Origin of the sequence: Pseudomonas fluorescens (assembly GCF_018614775.1) — a bacterium.
In the GTDB taxonomy this organism is placed as follows: domain Bacteria; phylum Pseudomonadota; class Gammaproteobacteria; order Pseudomonadales; family Pseudomonadaceae; genus Aquipseudomonas; species Aquipseudomonas fluorescens_BY.
Map to the genome: position 1 here is coordinate 1 of NZ_JAGGOF010000107.1, position 18,255 is coordinate 18,255.

Here is an 18,255-nt window from a genome sequence, read left to right on the forward strand (position 1 = left end):
CAAGCTGATCGCCAACCAGGGACCGGTGACGGTGCAAGCGCAGAACGACACCCTGCAACTGATGGCCCGGCATGGACTGGAGATCACCAGCACCGAAGACGAAATCAGCATCGTCGCGAAAAAGAAAATCACCCTCAACGCGGGCGGCAGCTACATCACGCTGGAGGCGGGCGGCATCGAGTCGGGGACGCCGGGGTATTACACCGTCAGGTCGGCGGTTTTCGATTATCTGAAGGGCGCTGCCAGCATGACAGCCACGCACCCCGACTACCCGCAGAGCCAGTCCAGGCAACCGTTGCGCCTGCGCATGCCCCAGGCCCCCAACGCCGGTGGTCAGGGCTGGAAAGGCATGCCCTACACCTTGTACGCCGACGGCATGCCGCTCCAGCAGGGTGTACTCGATGACAGCGGACAGCTGCTGATCGATCACCAGGTCATCACCCGGGGCTATCGCCTGGTGATGAGCAACGGTGTGTCCTACAACCTGGTCGTCCCTACCGAATACCGCGATGTCGATCAGGCGCAACTGGCCAACCGTGGCCTGCAAAACCACCCCTCGAAAACGGACCCCGAGGTGAGCCAACCGGCCTCGCACAAGCAACACCGCTCGTCGTACGCCTCCTTGCTCGACAGCCCTGCCTCCAAGGAAGACCAAACCCCATGACACGTAACATCACCACCCCCGTCGCCTTGCAGCACACCCAAGAGGCCACATGCTGCACGCCCTGGTATGTCTGCCACACGGAATACCCTCCGGCGGTTGCCAGTTATCAAGCCTTGGTCAATGGCGAAGAAACCTTCAGGGCCGTGCACCAGGCCATCGCCCAGGCCGTCAGGACCATCGACATCATCTGTTGGGGTTTCCAGCCATCGATGTACTTTATTCGTGATGGCAGCGGCGCTCCGAGCATCGGCGAACTGCTGGTGGCCAAGGCCCAGGAAGGGGTCGAGGTGCGCGTGCTGGGTTGGGAAATGCCATTCAATACCGCTGGCGTGGCGGGCGAGGCCAATCTGCCGGGCAAGGGCCCGGTCGTACGCATCGCGGATCGAGCCTTGCAGCCTTCCACCGAAGATCAGTACGCCTACGACCGCCAGTGGTTTGCCAACTGTGCCGTGCCCGGCAACATGGCCGCGGCTTTTCGCGCCCATCGCAGCGTCCCGGTGTTCGTCGGTCGCGGCTTCAGCGTATTCGAAAGAGCAGAAATCGCCCGGCAGGTGAAATACAAAAGCCTCGACCGGGAGCTCAGCACCGCCACCCACCTCACCCTGACAGCCACGGCTACCCACCATCAAAAAAGTGTGCTGATCGATTACGAAGTGCCGGACAAGGCCGTGGGGTTCGTCATGGGCCATAACATGCTCGACGAGTACTGGGACTGCGACCGCCACTCGGCACTCAATCGCGGCAAAGACAACAAGCCGGCGCCCGATCGCGGGCCGCGTGGCGATACGCCGCGCCAGGACATTTCCAGCCAGGTCAGCGGGCCGATTGTGGAACACCTGCACCACAACTTCGCTACCGCCTGGCGCAAGGAAACCGGCGAGGACCTGATCGCCTCTCGCCAGGCCATGACGGTGGGGCCGCAACTGTGCACCCTGGGCATGCCGCAGATGGCCCAGATCCTGCGGACCCAGCCGCAGGTGTATAAACGCGACATCGAGCGGCTCTACCTGCAAGCCGTCAGCAACGCCACCCAGTTCATCTACATCGAAAACCAGTATTTCCGCTGGCCGCCGCTGGCCGAACTGATCAAGTCCGTCGCCGCCAAGCAGGCCGCAGACGGGCGCGACCCCGGCGTGTATGGGCCCTTGCACCTGTTCGTGATCACCAACGCCACCGACGACGGCGTGGGCGCGGGCACGGTCAACACCCAGCGCATGCTGGAAAGCCTGGGGCGCGGCGACACCATCCCGGCCATCACCAAACTGCGCCGCATCGACAGACTCCGGATCAACGCAGCCGCCCAGGAACCGGACCTGGCGAGCCTGCTGGAAGAACAGGCATTGGGCGCCCTGACCCGCGCCATCGACGCGGTGAGCGGCAGCGACCTGAGTGACAAGGCCAGGGAGGCCCGCCAGCAAAGGCAGGACAACCTCAAATCGGTACGCCTGGACCTCGGACATCAGATCAAGCAAATCGAAAACGCGCCCGTCGATATCGAGGCCATTCCCAACCTGAAGGTGCACATCTGCTCCCTGGTCGCCCCGGACTCCTCGAGGTGGTCCTGGATGCCGGTTTACATCCATTCCAAGCTGATGATCGTCAACGACGTGTTCACCACCCACGGCTCGGCCAACATCAACACCCGCAGCATGCAGGTCGACAGCGAACTCAACATCGCCCATGAGTGGATGAGCGTGACCCAGGCGTTGCGGCGGCGGTTGTGGAATCTGCATACGGCGGGGATGGGGGTGCAGGATGATGCGGGGGAGGCGTTTGAAGCCTGGCAGGAAATTATCAATGAAAACAAAGATTGCCAACAAACCGAGATGACGCCCTATGCCCCTCTCGTCGAGTTTTATTACGACAAACCCACCCTGAAGGACCTGGACTGATGCGCCAGATCTTCCTGTCATGTCTGTTGTTGGTGGCCTGCGATGCCAACAGCTCCTTTACTCCTGCTACCAAGGTCCCCGACGTGAGTTCAATCTCCGAGATCAAAGCCAAACTGAACGCCTTCACCTGCAAACACGAAATGATCCCTGCGCCATCAGCGGAGAGTGATGTGCTGTTCCAGTACGCCCGCTGGTTGCAGAAGGACAACCAGCTCAAGCCAGACGGAAAGGTCGATGCAGAAGTCGAGCGGCTGTACCGCATCGCCGCTGCGCATGACCATTACAAGGCCAATATCAACCTGCAGAACGGCGGGATGCGTGGACGCTTTCGGCTCGATGGCGGGGAGTATCTCTATCTGAGCCAGCGCCTGATCGATGCAGGCGTAGCGACAGGCTATTACCTGATCGGGGTCTTCCTGAAACAGGGTGCCGCTGGGCTGGCTGAAGATCACGAGACGGCATTGGGGTATTTTCGCAAGGCCGCTGATCAGGGCAACGCTCAGGCACAGGCCTATCTGGGGGAGCACTTAGCACCTATCAGCGTTGCCCCAGAGGCTGCTCGGAAGATGCGCCGCTGTGCGGCAGAACAGGGCCATGGGAAGGCAGCGGTAGCGTTGGGCGTCAGCTTAAAAAGACAGGGCATATATCAAGAGGCGCTCGAAGCCTTCCAACTTGGAGTAGCCGCAGGTGAGGAAAGTGCACCCGGCTATCTGGATAAAGGCTTTCGCGGTCCTCTACCAGATAATCAACTGCACTATCTCGCCCAAGAAGAAGACCTTGAACGCGCCGAACGCTATAAAAAAATCTGGCGAATCCTGGCGAACTATTCCTACGCCAACCCTACCGTCCCCGAAATCAACGACATCCTCCCCCTGCCCCCGGCCAAGCTTCCGCCTTGGGACGGCAAGCTCCAATGGCTCGAAGCACGCCTGGCCAACGTGGCGCCGCCCAAGCCCGACGAGGAGCTGATCGGCGAACTGGCCAAGGCCAAACACCTGGAACCCGCCACCGGCAAACCCACGCCGCAGTCGCCGGCCTTCATCAAGAACACCGCATCCGTGCCGCGCTGCTACAGCGGCCAGCCCTGCCCGAAAACCGGCTACTGGAAAGCCAGTTGTATCGACAAAGGCCACGCCTGGACCCAGAACGATCCTCGCCGTTTCGAGAAGGGCGAGATCATGCCGACGCAGCAGGTGACACGCTATCGGCAGCGTTTCCTGCTGCCTGACCTGAAGACGGTCGGTGAGGAAAACGTCGAGTGGAGAATTCTCGGATGACGTATCGATACGGGTTGTTTGGACTGTTGGGCGCGATGTTGCTGGGCTGTGATGCCTCAAGCACTCGCCCCGAAGTTGCCGTCTTGCCTTCGCTCCCCGAGATCAAAGCCAAACTGAATGCCTTCACCTGCAAACATGAAGCGATCCCCGCGCCCTCGGCGCAGAGCGACGTGTTGTTTCAGTACGCCCGCTGGTTGCAGAAGAACAATCAGCTCAAGCCGGATGAAAAGGTCGATGCCGAAATCGAACGGCTGTACCGCATTGCCGCCGCGCATGACCATCACAAGGCCAATATCAATCTGCAAAACGGCGGGATGCGCGGGCGCTTCTCGCTCGATGGCGAGGAATACCTTTACCTGAGCCAGCGCTTGATCGATGCCGGCGTGGCGACAGGTTATTACCTGATCGGAGTGTTTCTGAAACAGGGGGCTGCGGGGCTGGCTGAAGATCACGAGACAGCGTTGGGGTATTTTCGCAAGGCGGCTGATCAAGGTAGTGCCCAGGCTCAGGCGTATGTGGGCGACCAGCTGGCACCTATCAGCATTGCTCCAGAGGCCGCCCGAAAACTGTATCGTTGTGCCGCAGAACAGGGCCAAGGGAAGGCGGCAGTAGCGCTTGGCGTCAGCTTACAGATAGAGGGGTTGTATCAAGAGGCTCTAGAAGCATTTCAACTAGGGGCTGCAGCCGGTGATAGCTCCTCCACCTCGTTTCTGGAAAAAGGCTTTCGTGGACCGCCGCCGACTGAAGAATTGTATTACCTCGGTCAAGACGAAGACCTCGAACGCGCCGAACGCTACAAAACAATCCGACGGATTGTGGGACGTTATTCCTACGCCAACCCCACCGTCCCCGAAATCAACGACATCCTCCCCCTGCCACCAACCAAGCTTCCGCCTTGGGACGGCAAGCTCCAATGGCTCGAAGCACGCTTGGCCAACGTGGCGCCGCCCAAACCCGACGAGGAGCTGATCGGCGAGCTGGCCAAGGCCAAACACCTGGAACCCGCCACCGGCAAACCCACGCCGCAGTCGCCGGCCTTCATCAAGAACGCCGCGTCCGTGCCGCGCTGCTACAGCGGCCAGCCCTGCCCGAAGACCGGCTACTGGAAGGCCAGTTGTATCGACAGGGACCACGCCTGGACCCAGGGCGATCCTCACCGTTTCGAGAAGGGCGAGCTCATGCCGACGCAGCAGGTGACACGCTATCGGCAGCGTTTCCTGCTGCCTGACCTGAAGACGGTCGGTGAGGAGAAGGTCGAGTGGAGAATTCTCGGATGACGTACCGATACGGGTTACATCGAGTGGGACCTGTGGGAATCGAAGAATAATCATCCAGCTAGAAATGGAGTTGGTTTCTTGAACAAGGAGAGAACATGAAAAACATCATCCGAATCGGCGACAAAACAACCGGAGGCGGCACGGTTCAGTCAGGCTCCGCCGTCATGAAGTTCGACGGTATCGGGGTGGCTCGGGAAGGCGATCCGGTGAAGTGTCCGGTTCCCGGCCATGGCCGTACAGTCGTTGCCGAAGGTCACCCTACATTCAATGACAACGGCGTGCCCGTTGCTTTTGACGGGCATCTTTGCGCTTGTGGCTGCGCGCTGATTTCGTCGTTGTCCGACGCGGGGGCGAGCTAGTCATGCCGGTCAGAATTGATCAGGTCCCTTGCCTGGCGCCTCGCCCCGTCCGACCGTGCGTGTGGGTCTGGTTGGGTTTGCTGGCGCTCTGTTTGCTTGCGGGGGCTGGGAGCAGCCACTACCGCATGGTGATCAAGGCCCCCGACGGCGCGAACATGATCTGGCACCTGCGCACCGAGCTGGATGCCGGGCCGCTGGCACTGCTCAAGCTGCGCGGCTTCAGGTTGCCGCAGCAGATATTCCTGGCCGAGGGTGGCGCCCCTCGGAAGAAATAAGCATGCGCCACCTGATCGAGCGTTGCCCGAGGCGTACTGATAAGTGAAAAGGCTTCTTGCTGGGCTGCTGTGCAGCCCAGCAAGAGCAAGCTCCCTCGCCACAGGGGCCCCGGTGCTCAGAGGGCTCGGTGGCCTCAGGATTTATCCGGCTTGGCCAGCAGCGTGTAGACGCAGGGCAGCACGAACAGCGTGAACAGGGTGCCAATCGACATCCCGGTGGCGATGACGGTGCCGATGTCGAAGCGACTCACCGCCCCGGCACCCGTGGCGAGGATGAGCGGCACCATGCCGAACACCATCGCCGCCGTCGTCATCAGCACGGGTCGCAGGCGGATCGACGCGGCTTGTTCCACCGCTTCCCGTGGTGTCAGGCCCTGGTCCTTGCGCAACTGGTTGGCAAACTCGACGATCAGGATCCCATGCTTGCTGATCAGGCCGATCAGCGTCACCAGGCCCACCTGGGTGTAGATGTTCATGCTCGACCAGCCGAGGAACAGGGGAATCAGCGCGCCGCAAATCGACAGCGGCACCGTCACCAGAATCACCAGCGGATCCCGGAAGCTTTCGAACTGGGCGGCCAGTACCAGGAAGATGATCGCCAGGGCCAGGGCAAAGGTGACCCACAACGCGCTGCCTTCCTGGACGAACTGCCGCGAAGCCCCGGCGTAGTCGAAGGCGAACCCTGCCGGGGCTTCTTCCCGGGCGATCTGGCGAACCGTCTCGATAGCTTCGCCCATGCTCACCACCGGGAAGCCCGAGATCGTGACTGCGTTGAGCTGCTGGAACTGGTTCAATTGCCGTGGTCGCGCCCGGTCGCTGACCTTGATCAGGGTCGACAGCGGCAGCAATTCGCCCTGGTTATTTTTCACGTAGTAATTGTTCAGCCAGTCCGGATTGTCGCGAAACGGCCGTTCAACCTGGGCGATGACTTTGTAGCTTCGGCCTTCGATGGTGAAGCGGTTGATCTCGGCTTCTCCAAGCAACGTCGCCAGGGTGCCGCCCAGGTCCTGCATCGAAACGCCCATCTGGGCTGCCTTCGCGCGATCGATATCGACCACTACCTCGGGCTTGTCGAACGCCAGGTCAATGTCCATGAAGGCGAACTTGCCCGACGCCATGGCGCGATTTTTCACCCGTTCGGCAATTTGCAGCAGGGTGGCGTAGTCCTTCGGCGAGTTGATGACGAAGGCAAAGGGCAGGCCTTCGCCGGTGCCCGGTAGCGAAGGCAGGTTGAAGCCGAAGATCTGCAGGCCGGGAATACTTTCCAGCTTCGCCTGCACTTGCGGCAGGATTTCCATCTGGGTGCGACTGCGCTCATTCCACGGCTTGAGCAGGAACCCGCCGATGCCGGATTGCACGCCGTTGTAGCCGTTGATCTGGAACGAAGAATAGTACTCGGGGAATTCCTTGAAGATCGTGATGAAGTGATCGGTGTAGGCGTTCAGGTAATCCAGGTTGGTCGTCTTCGGGGAATTGGCCATCATGAAGATGATGCCCTGGTCCTCGTCGGGGGCCAGTTCGGACTTGGTGAACATGATCAGCACGGGGATCAGCAACAGGATGATCGCCGCAAACACCAGCACCACCGGCCGGGCGTTGAGCGTGCCGTGGAGCATGCGCTGGTAGCGGCCCTTCAAGCGTTCAAAGACCATATCCAGCCTGTGGGCCATTCCCGTGGGGTTTTCGTCGTGGCGCAGCAGCATGGCGCACATCATGGGCGACAGGGTCAGGGCGACGATCCCGGAAATCACCACCGCCCCGGCCAGGGTCAACGCGAACTCCTTGAACAAGGCGCCCGTCAGGCCTTCGAGCAGGCCGATCGGTGCGTACACCGCGGCCAACGTGATGGTCATCGAGACCACCGGCATGGCGATTTCCCGTGCGCCTTCCAGCGCGGCGTCGAACGGGGTCTTGCCTTCCTCGATGTGCCGGTGGATGTTCTCCACCACCACGATGGCGTCGTCCACCACCAGGCCGATGGCGAGCACCATGGCCAGCAGCGTCAGGAGGTTCATCGAGTAGCCCATCAACTGCATGAAGAACATCACGCCGATCATCGACAGCGGAATGGTCACCACCGGGATCAGCACCGAGCGCAGGGCGCCGAGGAACAGGAACACCACGACGATGACGATCAGCACCGCCTCGAACAGGGTCTTCACCACCTCGTCGATGGAGGCCTGGATGAACAGAGTGGCGTCGTAGGCGATCTCGGCCTTGAGGTTGGTCGGTAGCTGGGCCTCCAGCTCCGGCATGAGCTTGCGCACTTCCCTGATCACATCCAGCGGGTTGGCGCCTGGGGTGGCCTTGATCCCGATGTACACCGAGGGCGTGCCGCCGAAGGAGCTGATGGTGTCGTAGTTTTCGGCACCCATTTCCACGCGGGCCACATCCCGCAGCAACACGCGACTGTCGCCGTCGGTCTTGAGCGGGATCGCGGCGAAGGCCTCGGCGGACTTCAGTTCGGTGTTGGCGTTGATGCTGGTGACCACGTACTCGCCTTTCACTTCGCCGGCCGCGGAGAGAAAGTTCTGCTGGCGCACGGCGTTGGTCACGTCGATGGCGGTCAGGCCGAAACCGGCGAGCTTGACCGGGTCGAGCCACAGGCGCATGGCAAAGACCTGGTTACCGAGGATCTCGGCTTCCGCCATGCCCGGCAGCGTCGCCAGTTTGGGTTGGATCACCCGCGACAGATAGTCGGTGATCTGCGGGTTGTTCAGTTCCTTGCTGAAAAAACTGATGTACATCAGCGCCGAGGCGTCGGCGGCCTCGCGGCTGAGCACCGGGTCCTCGGCGTCCTGGGGCAGTTGGTTCTTGACTTCGTTGGCCTTGGCCAGCAGTTCGGTAAAGAGGCGGTCGCTGTTGGAGCCGATGCGCGCATAGACCGATATCACCGAGAAATTCTGGCGGCTGACCGAGGTCATGTAGTCGATGCCCTCGGCACTGGCCAGGCTCTGCTGCATCGGCTGGGTGATGTAGCCCTGGATGGTCTCGGCGTTCGCCCCGGGGTAGGCGGTGGTCACCGTGATCAGGGCGTTCTCCATCTGCGGATACTGGCGCAGGGGCAGCTTGCTCCAGGCCTGGAAGCCCAGCAGCACGATCAGCAGGCTGACCACGGTGGCGAGCACCGGACGACGGATGAACGGATCGGTAAAAGCCATGGGGATTCCTTGATCAGTCCGCGCGCGGCGGGCTGTTCTGTTCGTTCAGGGTCTTGTCGTCGCTGATGGCGATGGGCGTGCCGTTGTCGAGTTTGATCTGGCCCGCTATCACGACCTGTTCACCGCTCTGCACGCCCTTGGCAACCAGTACCTGTCCGTCACGACGTTCACCGGTCTCGACGGAACGCCGCTCGGCGATCAGGACTGGCTGGCCCTTGTCGTCCTTCTCGATGCTGCCGTCGGCCGCTTTCTTCTGCGCCACCACGTACATGGAGTTGCCATAGAGCGTGTAGGTCACGGCGCTTTCCGGCACGACGATGCCAGTGGCCACATTCGGCAGGATCACCTGCAGGTCGGCGAACATCCCGGGCAGCAGCTTGCTGTCGGGGTTGGCCAGGGTCGCGCGCACCAGTACGTTGCGCGTACTGTCCTCGACCTTGGGGTTGATCGCGCTGATGGCGCCGACGAAGGTCTGTCCGGGATAAGCCGATACGCTGATGTTGACTGGCTGGGCAACGGCGAGTCTGGGCACCGTTTGCTCCGGTACGTAGAAATCCGCGTACAGGCTGCTGAGGTCTTGCAGGGTGGCGATCACCGTGCCGCTGGCCAGGTAGTCGCCCACGTCCACCCGGCGAATGCCGATGGTGCCGCTGAAGGGGGCGAGGATCTGTTTCTTGGCTAATGCGGCCTTGAGTTGATTGACCGTGGCCTGGTTCTTTTTCATTTGCGCCGAGAGCCGGTCGAACTCGCCCTTGGAGATCGCCTGGCTACCGACCAATTGCCGGCCACGTCCGAAATCCAGTTGCGCCAGGCCAAGGTCGGCCTCGGCGGTTTCCAACAGCGCGCTCTCGACGTCGCTGTCCAGTTGCAGCAGCGGTTGGCCGACCTTGACCTTCTGCCCGGACTGGAACAGCACCTTCTGCACGGTCCCGGCGTTTTCCAGGCTCAGGTCGACGCCTTGCAGGGCCTTCAGGCTGCCGACTGCGGGAAGGCGAGCCTGCCAGGGTTGCTCGGCGGCCTTGGCCACGGCAACGCTGACCGGAGGTTTGGGGGCAGAAAACATCTGGATCTGCTGGTAGACGGAGAAGGCCTTGTAGCCGGCCAGCAACAGCACCACCAGCAGGACAATCCCCAACATGATCAGCATGCGGCGTCGCAGCATGTTCCACTTCCTTGGAAAAAAATCGAGAGAAAAGACAATCAGGCGGGCACATTACTCCGAGTGCGGCGGGGTTTCCAGACGGACGTGGGCGCTGTGTCGTGTGGGATTGTTCCTGTTTACGGGCGCTTGGCGCCCGTACACTGCACGTTGGCTTCAAACCAGATGTAAATGGTTATCCCAGAGCCCTGCGGGCAGATCCAGTGGTTTTGCAACCAGTTGTGTCTGTCGACAATCGTAATAGCGGCAACGCCCCTGGCCCGATGTGACGACGAAACCGTCGGCCACGGCGCCGACACCCGCGCAGTCCGGCAGCGGCGCGTCCAGGCGTACTTCGCCGCTGTCCAGGTCCCAGATGAAAAAGCGGTTGCCACGGGGCGCAGTCAACGCCACCAGGCGCAGGTCGCTGTGCACGGCAACGCTGGCGGTGTAGTGCCCCATCGCCTGCAATTGCTGCTCGGGCACCCGGAACGCCTGGAATGGCTGGCCTGGGCGCTTGATCGCCACCAGCTCCGAGGACTCATGGGCGTCACCCATGAACTGCTGGCCGGTCACGATGGTGCCGTCACTGGCGATACCCATGTGGCGCACGCTGTTCATCGATTGGCCGAGGGTTTCCTTGCTCAAGAGCGTGCCGTCGCGCTGCATCAGCACCAGGCTTGGCTCCATGGCGTTGAGGTTCATCTCGACCCGGCTCTCGGCCTCGGTGCGGATGCCGCCGTTCGCCACCACCAGGGTCTCGCCGTCGGGCATCCATGACACCTGGTGCGGGCCGATGCCGTGGGTGGGGATTTCGCCACTGTGGATCAGTCGCTGGCCTTCGAAGCGGTAGACGCCCAGCAGGCCGCGCCCGGGGTCTGTGGTGTCGTTTTCGGTGGCGTACAACCATTCACCACTGCGGTGTATCACGGCGTGGCCGTAGAAATGCCGGTTCGGCAACGACGTGAGGGTTTGCAGCAGGGTGCCGTCGCGCAGGTCGATCAGGTAGCTTTCGGTGCCTGGGCGACGGGCGACGAACAACGCAATCGGCTGTGACGGGTGGTTGATGATGTCATGGCAGCGTTGGCCGACCTGGGTGGCGAATGCCCGGGTGCCGTCCAATCGATAGCCCACGGCGTAGTGCTTGCCATCGCCATCGTCCCGTGCCGAGAGCAGCAGTGGACTCTTGTCCTTTTGCTTGAACAGCGTCCAGCCGCCCAGGGTAACGGCGCCGAGCAGCAAGCTGCCCAGTGCCAAGGCCTGCCGTCGAAACATGATCAGTCTCCGTCGTTGGCATTGAAGCCCAGTTGAACGCCCAACGCCTTGGCCAATTCGCCTTCGTGCAAGCGATGGACAACGTTGAGGCTGTCGTACAAATCGTTGAGTTGCTGGCGTCCGGCATCGTCGTTGAGCATTTCGGTCAGCGAGCGCTGGCTGCTGGCGAACAGTTTCAGCGAGGCATCGTAAGCCGCATCGATCTTGTCGGCCAGGGGCTTTTGCTCGCTGGACAACAGGCTGCGCAGCCCCTTGTTGTCCACGCCGGCCCAGACGGTCCTGGCCGCGCTCAGGCTGGCTTCCAGGCCTTGCAGCGACGACTGGCTGCGCCAGGCATCGGCCTGGAACGGCTGCGGTACGCCCTTGGTCTGGCGGCCCATCGGTGTACCGAGTTTTTTCTTCAGGGTGTCGAGGGCGGTGACCTGGACCCGCAGCAGATCGGCGATGGCTTCGTGGGAATCGGCGTAGCGCTGGTTCGGGAACTTGCTCATCTGGGCGAGCATGCCGTCGTTGGTGTTCCAGCGCGACAGGATCTCTTCGGCCAGCTGTTTCTGGCGTTCGCCGATGGCGGTCAGCAGCGGGCAGTACTTGGCTTTCTGCGCGGCGTCAGCCATGTCGATCCTGGCGTCGAACAGCAGGTACTCGTAGGCCGACAGGCCCTGGACCACGACGCTGGACTTGGCCAGGCCGGCGGCGTCGATTTGTGGCTCGCTGTTGACCAGTTGCTCGACCTGACGGCCCACCAGGTTCTTTTTGTCCGGCCAGAACTGTACCTGCCAGGCGCGGTTGCCTTCGGCCAGCGGACCGATCAGCAACGGTTGCAGCTCGGCCCAGGCTTTTTGGGCCTTGAGGAAGTCGGCGCGGGCGGTCTCCAGGGTTTCCTTGCCTTGGCAGAAGGCCAGGGCGCTGCTCGCCAGTTGCCGGTCGGCATCGACCCAGCGGCTGTAGGTCGGCAGGATCACTTGCTTGGCGATGGCCGCCGAGGTGACCGCTTGCGGGTCCTGCGGTGAGCAGGCACCGAGGGCAATGGCGGCGAGGCTGGTGAACAACAGCTTGGGACGGAACATGTCGGGCTCCCGGTTCGGAACGTGCGTTAAAGGGAATTCAGAAAGGTAAGCAGCGCAGCACGCTGCTCGGCATTGAACGATAAAACCTGGCGCTGCGCCGCTTGTGCTTCACCGCCATGCCAGAGCACGGCTTCGAGCAGGTTGCGGGCGCGCCCGTCATGCATGAACTGAGTGTGGCCATTGACAGCCTCGGTCAAGCCGATGCCCCACAACGGCGGGGTGCGCCAATCACGGCCGCCGGCTTTGAATTCGCTGCGGTTGTCCGCCAGGCCTTCGCCCATGTCGTGCAACAGCAGGTCGGTGTAGGGGCGGATGACCTGATTGGCCAGTTCCGGTTCGGCTGCGTTGGTGGCCGTGGTGTATTTCGGCGTGTGGCAGGACTGGCAGCCCGCTTGGAAAAACAGATTCTTGCCGGCCAACACCTCAGGCGAATTCACCTGGCGTCGGGCCGGCACGGCGAGGTTGCGGCTGTAGAACAGCACCAGGCGCAGAATGTTGTCGCTGACTTCCGGTTCGCCGTCCGAGCCGTTGCCATTGGGCGCGCGTTTGCAATCGACCTGAGTCTCGGTGCAATCGTCGAAGGGCCGCAGGCTTGTGGTCAGGCCCATGTCGCCGGAGAAGGCATGGACATTCTGCTGATTGAGGTTGGGCTGACCGGCCTTCCAGCCGAATCGCCCCAGGACGGTTTTCTGCTGGGCATCATCCCACACCTGGTTGGGACGTCCGGCTATGCCGTTTTTCTCCCGCGCCTGGGCCTCTGCGTTTGCCAGGATGGCTTCGTCGGGAATGGCCTCCAGCAGCCCCAGGCCGATCATCGGCGGGGCGACGCGGGCGGAAAAACGCGTGTCCGGGTGCATCGGTCCGTAGGCGAGCTGGGTGATCTGCAAGCTCGGCTTGCGCAGTTCCACCACGGTGCCGTCGTTGAAGCGCACCGGGACGGGGCTGTAGTCGACCCGCACCTTGCCTTCGGGCGCGACGCCAGGCACGGACATGTCCTGCAACTGCCCGCCGTACACCGGTTCGGGCACGACCCCCAGTTGCTCGATGACCTTGGCATAGGGCGGTGCGTCGGGGATCGACAGGCGCACCAGCATCGATACGGCGGTGGTTGCGTCCGGTGCCGGCGGATGACCGCGACCGTCCTTGATGTGGCAGTTCTGGCAGGCGTTGGTGTTGAACAACGGCCCGAGGCCGTCGCGGGCGGTGGTGGTCGAGGGGGCGATCACCCAAGGGCTGCGGAAGAAACTGTTGCCGACACTGAAATCCACGCGCCGCGAGGGCGGCAGGTTGGCCGAGGGCAGGGAAAAGGCGTTCTGATCGGTCTTGCGTACCGTTGCAGCGCCACCGGACCGCGCTTCTCCGGGTTCGGCCTGGGTAAAGCGCGGGGCATCATCGCAGGCACTCAGGCCCAGGGCCAGGAACAGTGCGCATAGACGAAGAGGCAACGACGGCATCGGGCAACCTGGGAGAAGAGTGAAACGAGGGCGCAGAGTCTAACAGGGCCGGGGACTTTGAATAAGAGGGATTATCGTTTGGTTTTGGCAAGCTGGTTCGGTTTCATGTGGGAGCAGGACCTGAGGCGGCCACAATCCCTGTGGGAGCGAGCCTGCTCGCGATAGCGGTGTGTCAGTCAACGTTGATGCTGGCTGATCCATCGCTATCGCGAGCAGGCTCGCTCCCACATGGGACCAGCAGCCAGTACCGCTGACCTCGCTGATTACGGGTTTACGGCTGGACCACAGCCCCCGGCACCAACGGCAGCTCCAGGCTGGCGATGAACCCGCCCTCGGGGTGATTGGCCAGCACCAGCGTGCCGCCGTGGCGTTCGGCGGCGCGGCGGGCGATTGCCAGACCCAGGCCATGGCCGGCGGCCGTTTGGCCGGGGGCGCGGTAGAACGGTTCGCCCAACTGAGCCAGGTGATCGGCTTCCACGCCGGGCCCATGGTCACGCACGCTGACCACGATCCGCTCCCCCTGGCGCAGCGCGCGCATCTCGATGGGTTGGCCGGCAGGATTGAAGCGTTGGGCGTTACGCAGCAAGTTGTCGACCGCCCGTTCGATCATGGTCGGCCAACCCCTGAGGGTCAGGTTCGGCTCGGCGTTCAACTGCACGCTTTGTTCCGATGAAGCCAGTTGCGCATCTTTTTGCAGAGTCAGCAGCAGGCTGTTCAGCTCGATGGTTTCGGCGCTGGCATTGTCGGCATCGACCCGGGCCAGGACCAGGATTTCACTGATCAACGCTTCCAGGCGGTCGCATTCGCGGGTCAAGCGCGGCCAGAGCTTTTCACGTTCCTCGGGGTTGGCCCGTTCCGCCAGGGCCAAGGCAATGCGCAGCCGCGCCAGGGGCGAGCGCAGTTCGTGGGACACGTCGCGCAATAGTTGCCGTTGGCTGCCGATCAGGCTTTGCAAGCGCGCGCCCATGCGGTTGAAATCGGTGGCCAGTACGCCGAACTCGTCTCGACGGTTGGCCAGTTTGGCGAGGCTGTTCTGCTGATAGGTGGCTTGACCCAGGTCGTGCACTGCTCCACGCAGGCGGCTCAGCGGGCGGGTGATGGAGAGCGTCACCAACAGGCTGAACAGGGTCAGTACCACCAGTGCAATCCCCAATGCGCTGAGGGGCCAGAGCAGGCTTTCGCGGTGCCAGGCGTCCAGCTCGGGGTGGGGAATGCGATAAATGAACAGGTAGGTGTCGCCGCTCTTGGTGCTGGTGAACTCGTCGGTCAGCCGTCGCCAGGGCAGGCGTCGATCATCGTTGTTCTGCCGCGCCTCGAAGGCGGCGGCACGCCGTGGAAAGGTCCCGCGCACCACCGGGTCGCCGCTTTCGTTGAGCACCTGGACGTCGATGTGATACTGGCGCTTGCGCTGTTGCAGGATCTCCTGCGCGGCGTCCTCGCCCTGGTTTTCGTAAGTCTGCGTCCATTCTTCGGCCAGGGTGTTGAGACCCGGGTGGCGACTGAGGATCCACGCGTCCTGGTTCAACATGTGGCCCATGAGAATCGAAAGCCCTGCAACCAGGGCGATGGCCAGCCAGAAACTGGCCAGGATGCGCCAGAACAATGAACGCACGGTAAATCCTCGAAAACAAAGAAAGCCCAACGGTGGCTTGCCGTTGGGCTGGGACACTTCAACGCATTATTGCGCCTTTTGCGGCTGTTGCGCCTTCCAGGCCTTGAATTCGGCCCACTCGGCGCGACGTTCGGCCTGTTTCTTCTGGATCGCGTCGAACTCTTTTTGCTGTTCAGGCTTGAGCAGGCCGCGGATCTGGGCGTCGACTTTCTCGTGTCGGGCGGCCATTTCATCTTTCATGGCTTTCTGATCGGCAGGCGACAGTTTGGCCAGGTACTTTTCTACCAGTTCGCGGCGCTCGTGGCGCTGTTCGCCCATAATCTTGCGGATCTGCTGGCGCTGTTCGCGGCTCAAATCCAGTTGGCTGTACGGACCTTTGTCGTGCATCTGGCCGCCATGACGCGGGCCGTCCATCGGGCCCATCGGGCCGGGACCTTCAGGCATGGCCATGGCGACGGTAGGCAGGGCGGCAGCGAACATCAGAGCGATAAGGGTCTTGCGCATGGTGTATCTCCTTGTCTCATTCCCGGTCAGTTCCGGATGTGTGCAGATTACGGAGATCAAGGTCAGCGGCGGTCAGGGCTGGGTAAAGCTTGGGTAAAGAGCGTTGGGGGCAGGGCTTACAAATCTTAAAAGGCAAACACCTGACTCTGGCGGAGCAAGCTTTGCTCCCGCAGCCCGGTCTTGCCACAGAGGGATCGGTTCAGAGGCTGTAGTAGTAACCCCGGCTACGCAGCGCCACGATGCGCGGGCGACCGTCGGGATGGGGGCCGATTTTCTTGCGCAGGTTGCTGACATGCATGTCGAGGCTGCGGTCGTACAGGGTGAGCTTGCGGCCCAGGGCGATCTGCGCCAGTTCCTGCTTGTCCAGTGGCTCACCGGGTTGCTTGAGCAAGGCTTCGAGCAAGCGGCTTTCGGAAACGGTGAGGGTCTGTTCCTGCTCGTCGATGCTGACCACGCCACGAACCGGACTGAAGGTCAGGTCACCCAGTTCGATCTGGCTGGACACCGCCGTCGGGTGGCTGCGACGCAACACGGCGCGCAGACGGGCGGTCAGCTCCCGTGGGTCGCAGGGCTTGGCCAGGTAATCGTCGGCGCCCAGCTCCAGGCCCAGGATGCGATCCAGTGGTTCGCCGCGGGCCGAGAGCATTACCACCGGCAGTTCCGGATGATCGTTGCGCAATTGCTTGAGCAGTTCCAGGCCGCTGCCATCGGGCAGCATCACATCGAGCACCACTGCCGCCGGGGCGGTTTCGGCCAGCGCCTTGCGGGCACTCTGGCCGTCGTGGCAGGCCCGGACCTGAAAACCTTCCTGGCCCAACCAACTCACCAGCAGCTCACACAGCTCCTGGTCATCGTCTATCAGTAACAGCTCGCTCATGACTCACTCAATTTAGCCATTGCCGACGTTGTCTACGTCCACCGCTGGCAAAGATACCGCAGAGCAGGGCCAATAGCGCTACCCCGGCGCCCACGACGAACCATTGCTGTTGATCGGTCAGCAGGTGCGGCAACGGGCTTGCCTGGGCTTCCTTGAGTTGCAGTTTCAGGCGCTGGTTTTCCTGGCGCAGCCGGCCCAGCAAGGCGCTTTCGCGTTCGCCGTCGGCGTTCTGCAGTTGTTTGCTCAGCTCTTCGCGCTGGCGCTCGCTGTCTTTCAAGCGTTGCTGCAGCTCGACAATCTGGCTGCCGGCGCTCAGTGACAAGGGCGCCGAATGACTGCCCTCGGTGCTTTCTTCGCCATGGGCGGGTGCCCCGATCGCCAACGTGACCCACAACAGGCACAACGGACCTTTGCGCATTGCAACTCCTGAATTCCAATCGAGATTAGACAGGTTGTCGGCAGGCAGACGAGAACAATGAGCGATTGAACGCGATGAGCCGCGCAGGCTCATCGCGTCGGGGACATTTACGGCATGGATTGCTTGAACGGCTTGACCACGACGTTGGCATAGACGCCGGCCGTCACGAACGGGTCGGCCTCAGCCCAGGCTTGCGCGGCGGCGAGGGAGTCGAACTCGGCCACGATCAGGCTGCCGCTGAAACCGGCGGCGCCCGGGTCATTGCTGTCTACTGCCGGGTGAGGGCCGGCCAGCACGACACGGCCTTGGGCCTTGAGCTGTTGCAGGCGCTCCAGGTGCGCGGGGCGAGCGGCCAGGCGTTTCTCCAGGGAATTGGCGACGTCAGTGGCAATGATTGCGTAGAGCATGTCAGTCCTCGGTTTTTGGCGTGGTGGTGTCGGCATCGTGCAGATGACGGGACAGGTAGATGCCCTGGCCGATCAGGAACAACAGCGTCATGCCCAGGCTGCCGAAGACTTTGAAGTCGACCCAGTAATCCTGGAACGTGAACGCAACGAACAGGTTGGCCGCACCGCAGAACAGGAAAAAGGCGATCCAGGCGATGTTCAGCCGGGTCCAGATCACGTCCGGCAGGCTCAGGGCGTGGCCCATGATGCGCTTGATCAGCAGGCTGTCACCGATGAAATGGCTGCCGATAAAGGCCAGGGCGAACAACCAGTTGACCACCGGGGCTTTCCACTTGAGGAAGGTTTCGCTGTGGAAGGCCAGGGTCAGGCTGCCGAACACCAGGCAGGCGATCAGGGTCAGCCACTGGCTCTTCTCCAGTTTGCGCTGGGAGATGAACAGTGCGCCGTAGACCACCAGGGAGCTGATGATCAGCACCGCAGTGGCGCTGTAGATACCGCCTACCGTCAAGGAATGACCGGCGATGTCCACGGTTCGAGGGTCCAGTTTGTAGACGACGAAAAACAGCAGCAGCGGGATGAAGTCGATGAATTGTTTCAC

General features: G+C 62.2%; 17 protein-coding genes. 6 read left to right on the forward strand and 11 right to left on the reverse strand.

Going from position 1 to position 18,255, the window contains the following annotated elements; all coding sequences use genetic code 11:
• From J7E36_RS23510 to J7E36_RS23535, 6 genes are all read left to right on the forward strand, one after another.
• A partial coding sequence (locus J7E36_RS23510) for a DUF2345 domain-containing protein (RefSeq protein ID WP_215008450.1) occupies positions 1 to 664 on the forward strand: 664 nt, incomplete at its 5' end.
• Positions 661 to 2,556: a phospholipase D-like domain-containing protein gene (locus J7E36_RS23515; protein WP_215008452.1), complete on the forward strand. Its 1,896-nt coding sequence runs from the start codon at positions 661 to 663 to the stop codon at positions 2,554 to 2,556. The genes J7E36_RS23510 and J7E36_RS23515, both read left to right, overlap by 4 nt.
• The gene (locus tag J7E36_RS23520; RefSeq protein WP_331275355.1) at positions 2,556 to 3,833 is read left to right on the forward strand and encodes an SEL1-like repeat protein; all 1,278 of its coding nucleotides are present in this window, start codon (positions 2,556 to 2,558) and stop codon (positions 3,831 to 3,833) included. Before J7E36_RS23515 ends, J7E36_RS23520 begins: the two co-directional genes overlap by 1 nt.
• Positions 3,830 to 5,110 (forward strand): SEL1-like repeat protein, encoded by a 1,281-nt coding sequence (locus J7E36_RS23525; RefSeq protein ID WP_231286374.1) that lies wholly within the window; start codon positions 3,830 to 3,832, stop codon positions 5,108 to 5,110. The genes J7E36_RS23520 and J7E36_RS23525 overlap by 4 nt, the downstream gene beginning before the upstream one ends.
• 95 nt (positions 5,111 to 5,205) lie before the next feature.
• Entirely contained in the window at positions 5,206 to 5,469 is a 264-nt protein-coding gene (locus tag J7E36_RS23530; RefSeq protein ID WP_215008454.1) for a PAAR domain-containing protein, read from the forward strand.
• Positions 5,470 to 5,471: 2 nt separating this feature from the next.
• Positions 5,472 to 5,744, forward strand: coding sequence for a hypothetical protein (locus tag J7E36_RS23535; protein ID WP_215008457.1), 273 nt, complete (start codon positions 5,472 to 5,474; stop codon positions 5,742 to 5,744).
• 134 nt (positions 5,745 to 5,878) lie between these two features.
• Here the strand turns inward: J7E36_RS23535 and J7E36_RS23540 are convergent, their stop codons facing one another.
• The 11 genes from J7E36_RS23540 to J7E36_RS23590 form a co-directional block, all read right to left on the reverse strand.
• Positions 5,879 to 8,905: a multidrug efflux RND transporter permease subunit gene (locus tag J7E36_RS23540; RefSeq protein ID WP_215008459.1), complete on the reverse strand. Its 3,027-nt coding sequence runs from the start codon at positions 8,903 to 8,905 to the stop codon at positions 5,879 to 5,881.
• Between the two features lie 13 nt (positions 8,906 to 8,918).
• Complete coding sequence (locus J7E36_RS23545; protein WP_215008461.1) at positions 8,919 to 10,067, reverse strand: efflux RND transporter periplasmic adaptor subunit; 1,149 nt, start codon at positions 10,065 to 10,067, stop codon at positions 8,919 to 8,921.
• A 153-nt stretch (positions 10,068 to 10,220) separates the two neighbouring features.
• The gene (locus J7E36_RS23550; RefSeq protein WP_215008463.1) at positions 10,221 to 11,318 is read right to left on the reverse strand and encodes a DUF1513 domain-containing protein; all 1,098 of its coding nucleotides are present in this window, start codon (positions 11,316 to 11,318) and stop codon (positions 10,221 to 10,223) included.
• A 2-nt stretch (positions 11,319 to 11,320) separates the two neighbouring features.
• Entirely contained in the window at positions 11,321 to 12,385 is a 1,065-nt protein-coding gene (locus J7E36_RS23555; RefSeq protein ID WP_215008465.1) for an imelysin family protein, read from the reverse strand.
• A gap of 26 nt (positions 12,386 to 12,411) precedes the next feature.
• Entirely contained in the window at positions 12,412 to 13,839 is a 1,428-nt protein-coding gene (locus J7E36_RS23560) for a di-heme oxidoredictase family protein (protein ID WP_215008467.1), read from the reverse strand.
• 271 nt (positions 13,840 to 14,110) lie between these two features.
• A complete protein-coding gene (locus tag J7E36_RS23565; RefSeq protein ID WP_215008469.1) occupies positions 14,111 to 15,451 on the reverse strand; it encodes a sensor histidine kinase in 1,341 nt (446 codons plus the stop codon).
• A gap of 66 nt (positions 15,452 to 15,517) precedes the next feature.
• Positions 15,518 to 15,955 carry a Spy/CpxP family protein refolding chaperone gene (locus J7E36_RS23570; RefSeq protein WP_215008471.1) on the reverse strand — a complete coding sequence of 146 codons (438 nt, stop codon included), beginning with the start codon at positions 15,953 to 15,955 and terminating at the stop codon, positions 15,518 to 15,520.
• 199 nt (positions 15,956 to 16,154) lie between these two features.
• Positions 16,155 to 16,832, reverse strand: coding sequence for a response regulator transcription factor (locus tag J7E36_RS23575; RefSeq protein ID WP_215008473.1), 678 nt, complete (start codon positions 16,830 to 16,832; stop codon positions 16,155 to 16,157).
• Between the two features lie 7 nt (positions 16,833 to 16,839).
• The gene (locus J7E36_RS23580) at positions 16,840 to 17,250 is read right to left on the reverse strand and encodes a translation initiation factor 2 (RefSeq protein WP_215008475.1); all 411 of its coding nucleotides are present in this window, start codon (positions 17,248 to 17,250) and stop codon (positions 16,840 to 16,842) included.
• Positions 17,251 to 17,357: 107 nt separating this feature from the next.
• On the reverse strand, positions 17,358 to 17,657 hold the full coding sequence (locus J7E36_RS23585) for a YciI family protein (RefSeq protein WP_215008477.1): 300 nt from the start codon (positions 17,655 to 17,657) through the stop codon (positions 17,358 to 17,360).
• A 1-nt stretch (position 17,658) separates the two neighbouring features.
• Entirely contained in the window at positions 17,659 to 18,255 is a 597-nt protein-coding gene (locus tag J7E36_RS23590) for a septation protein A (RefSeq protein WP_215008479.1), read from the reverse strand.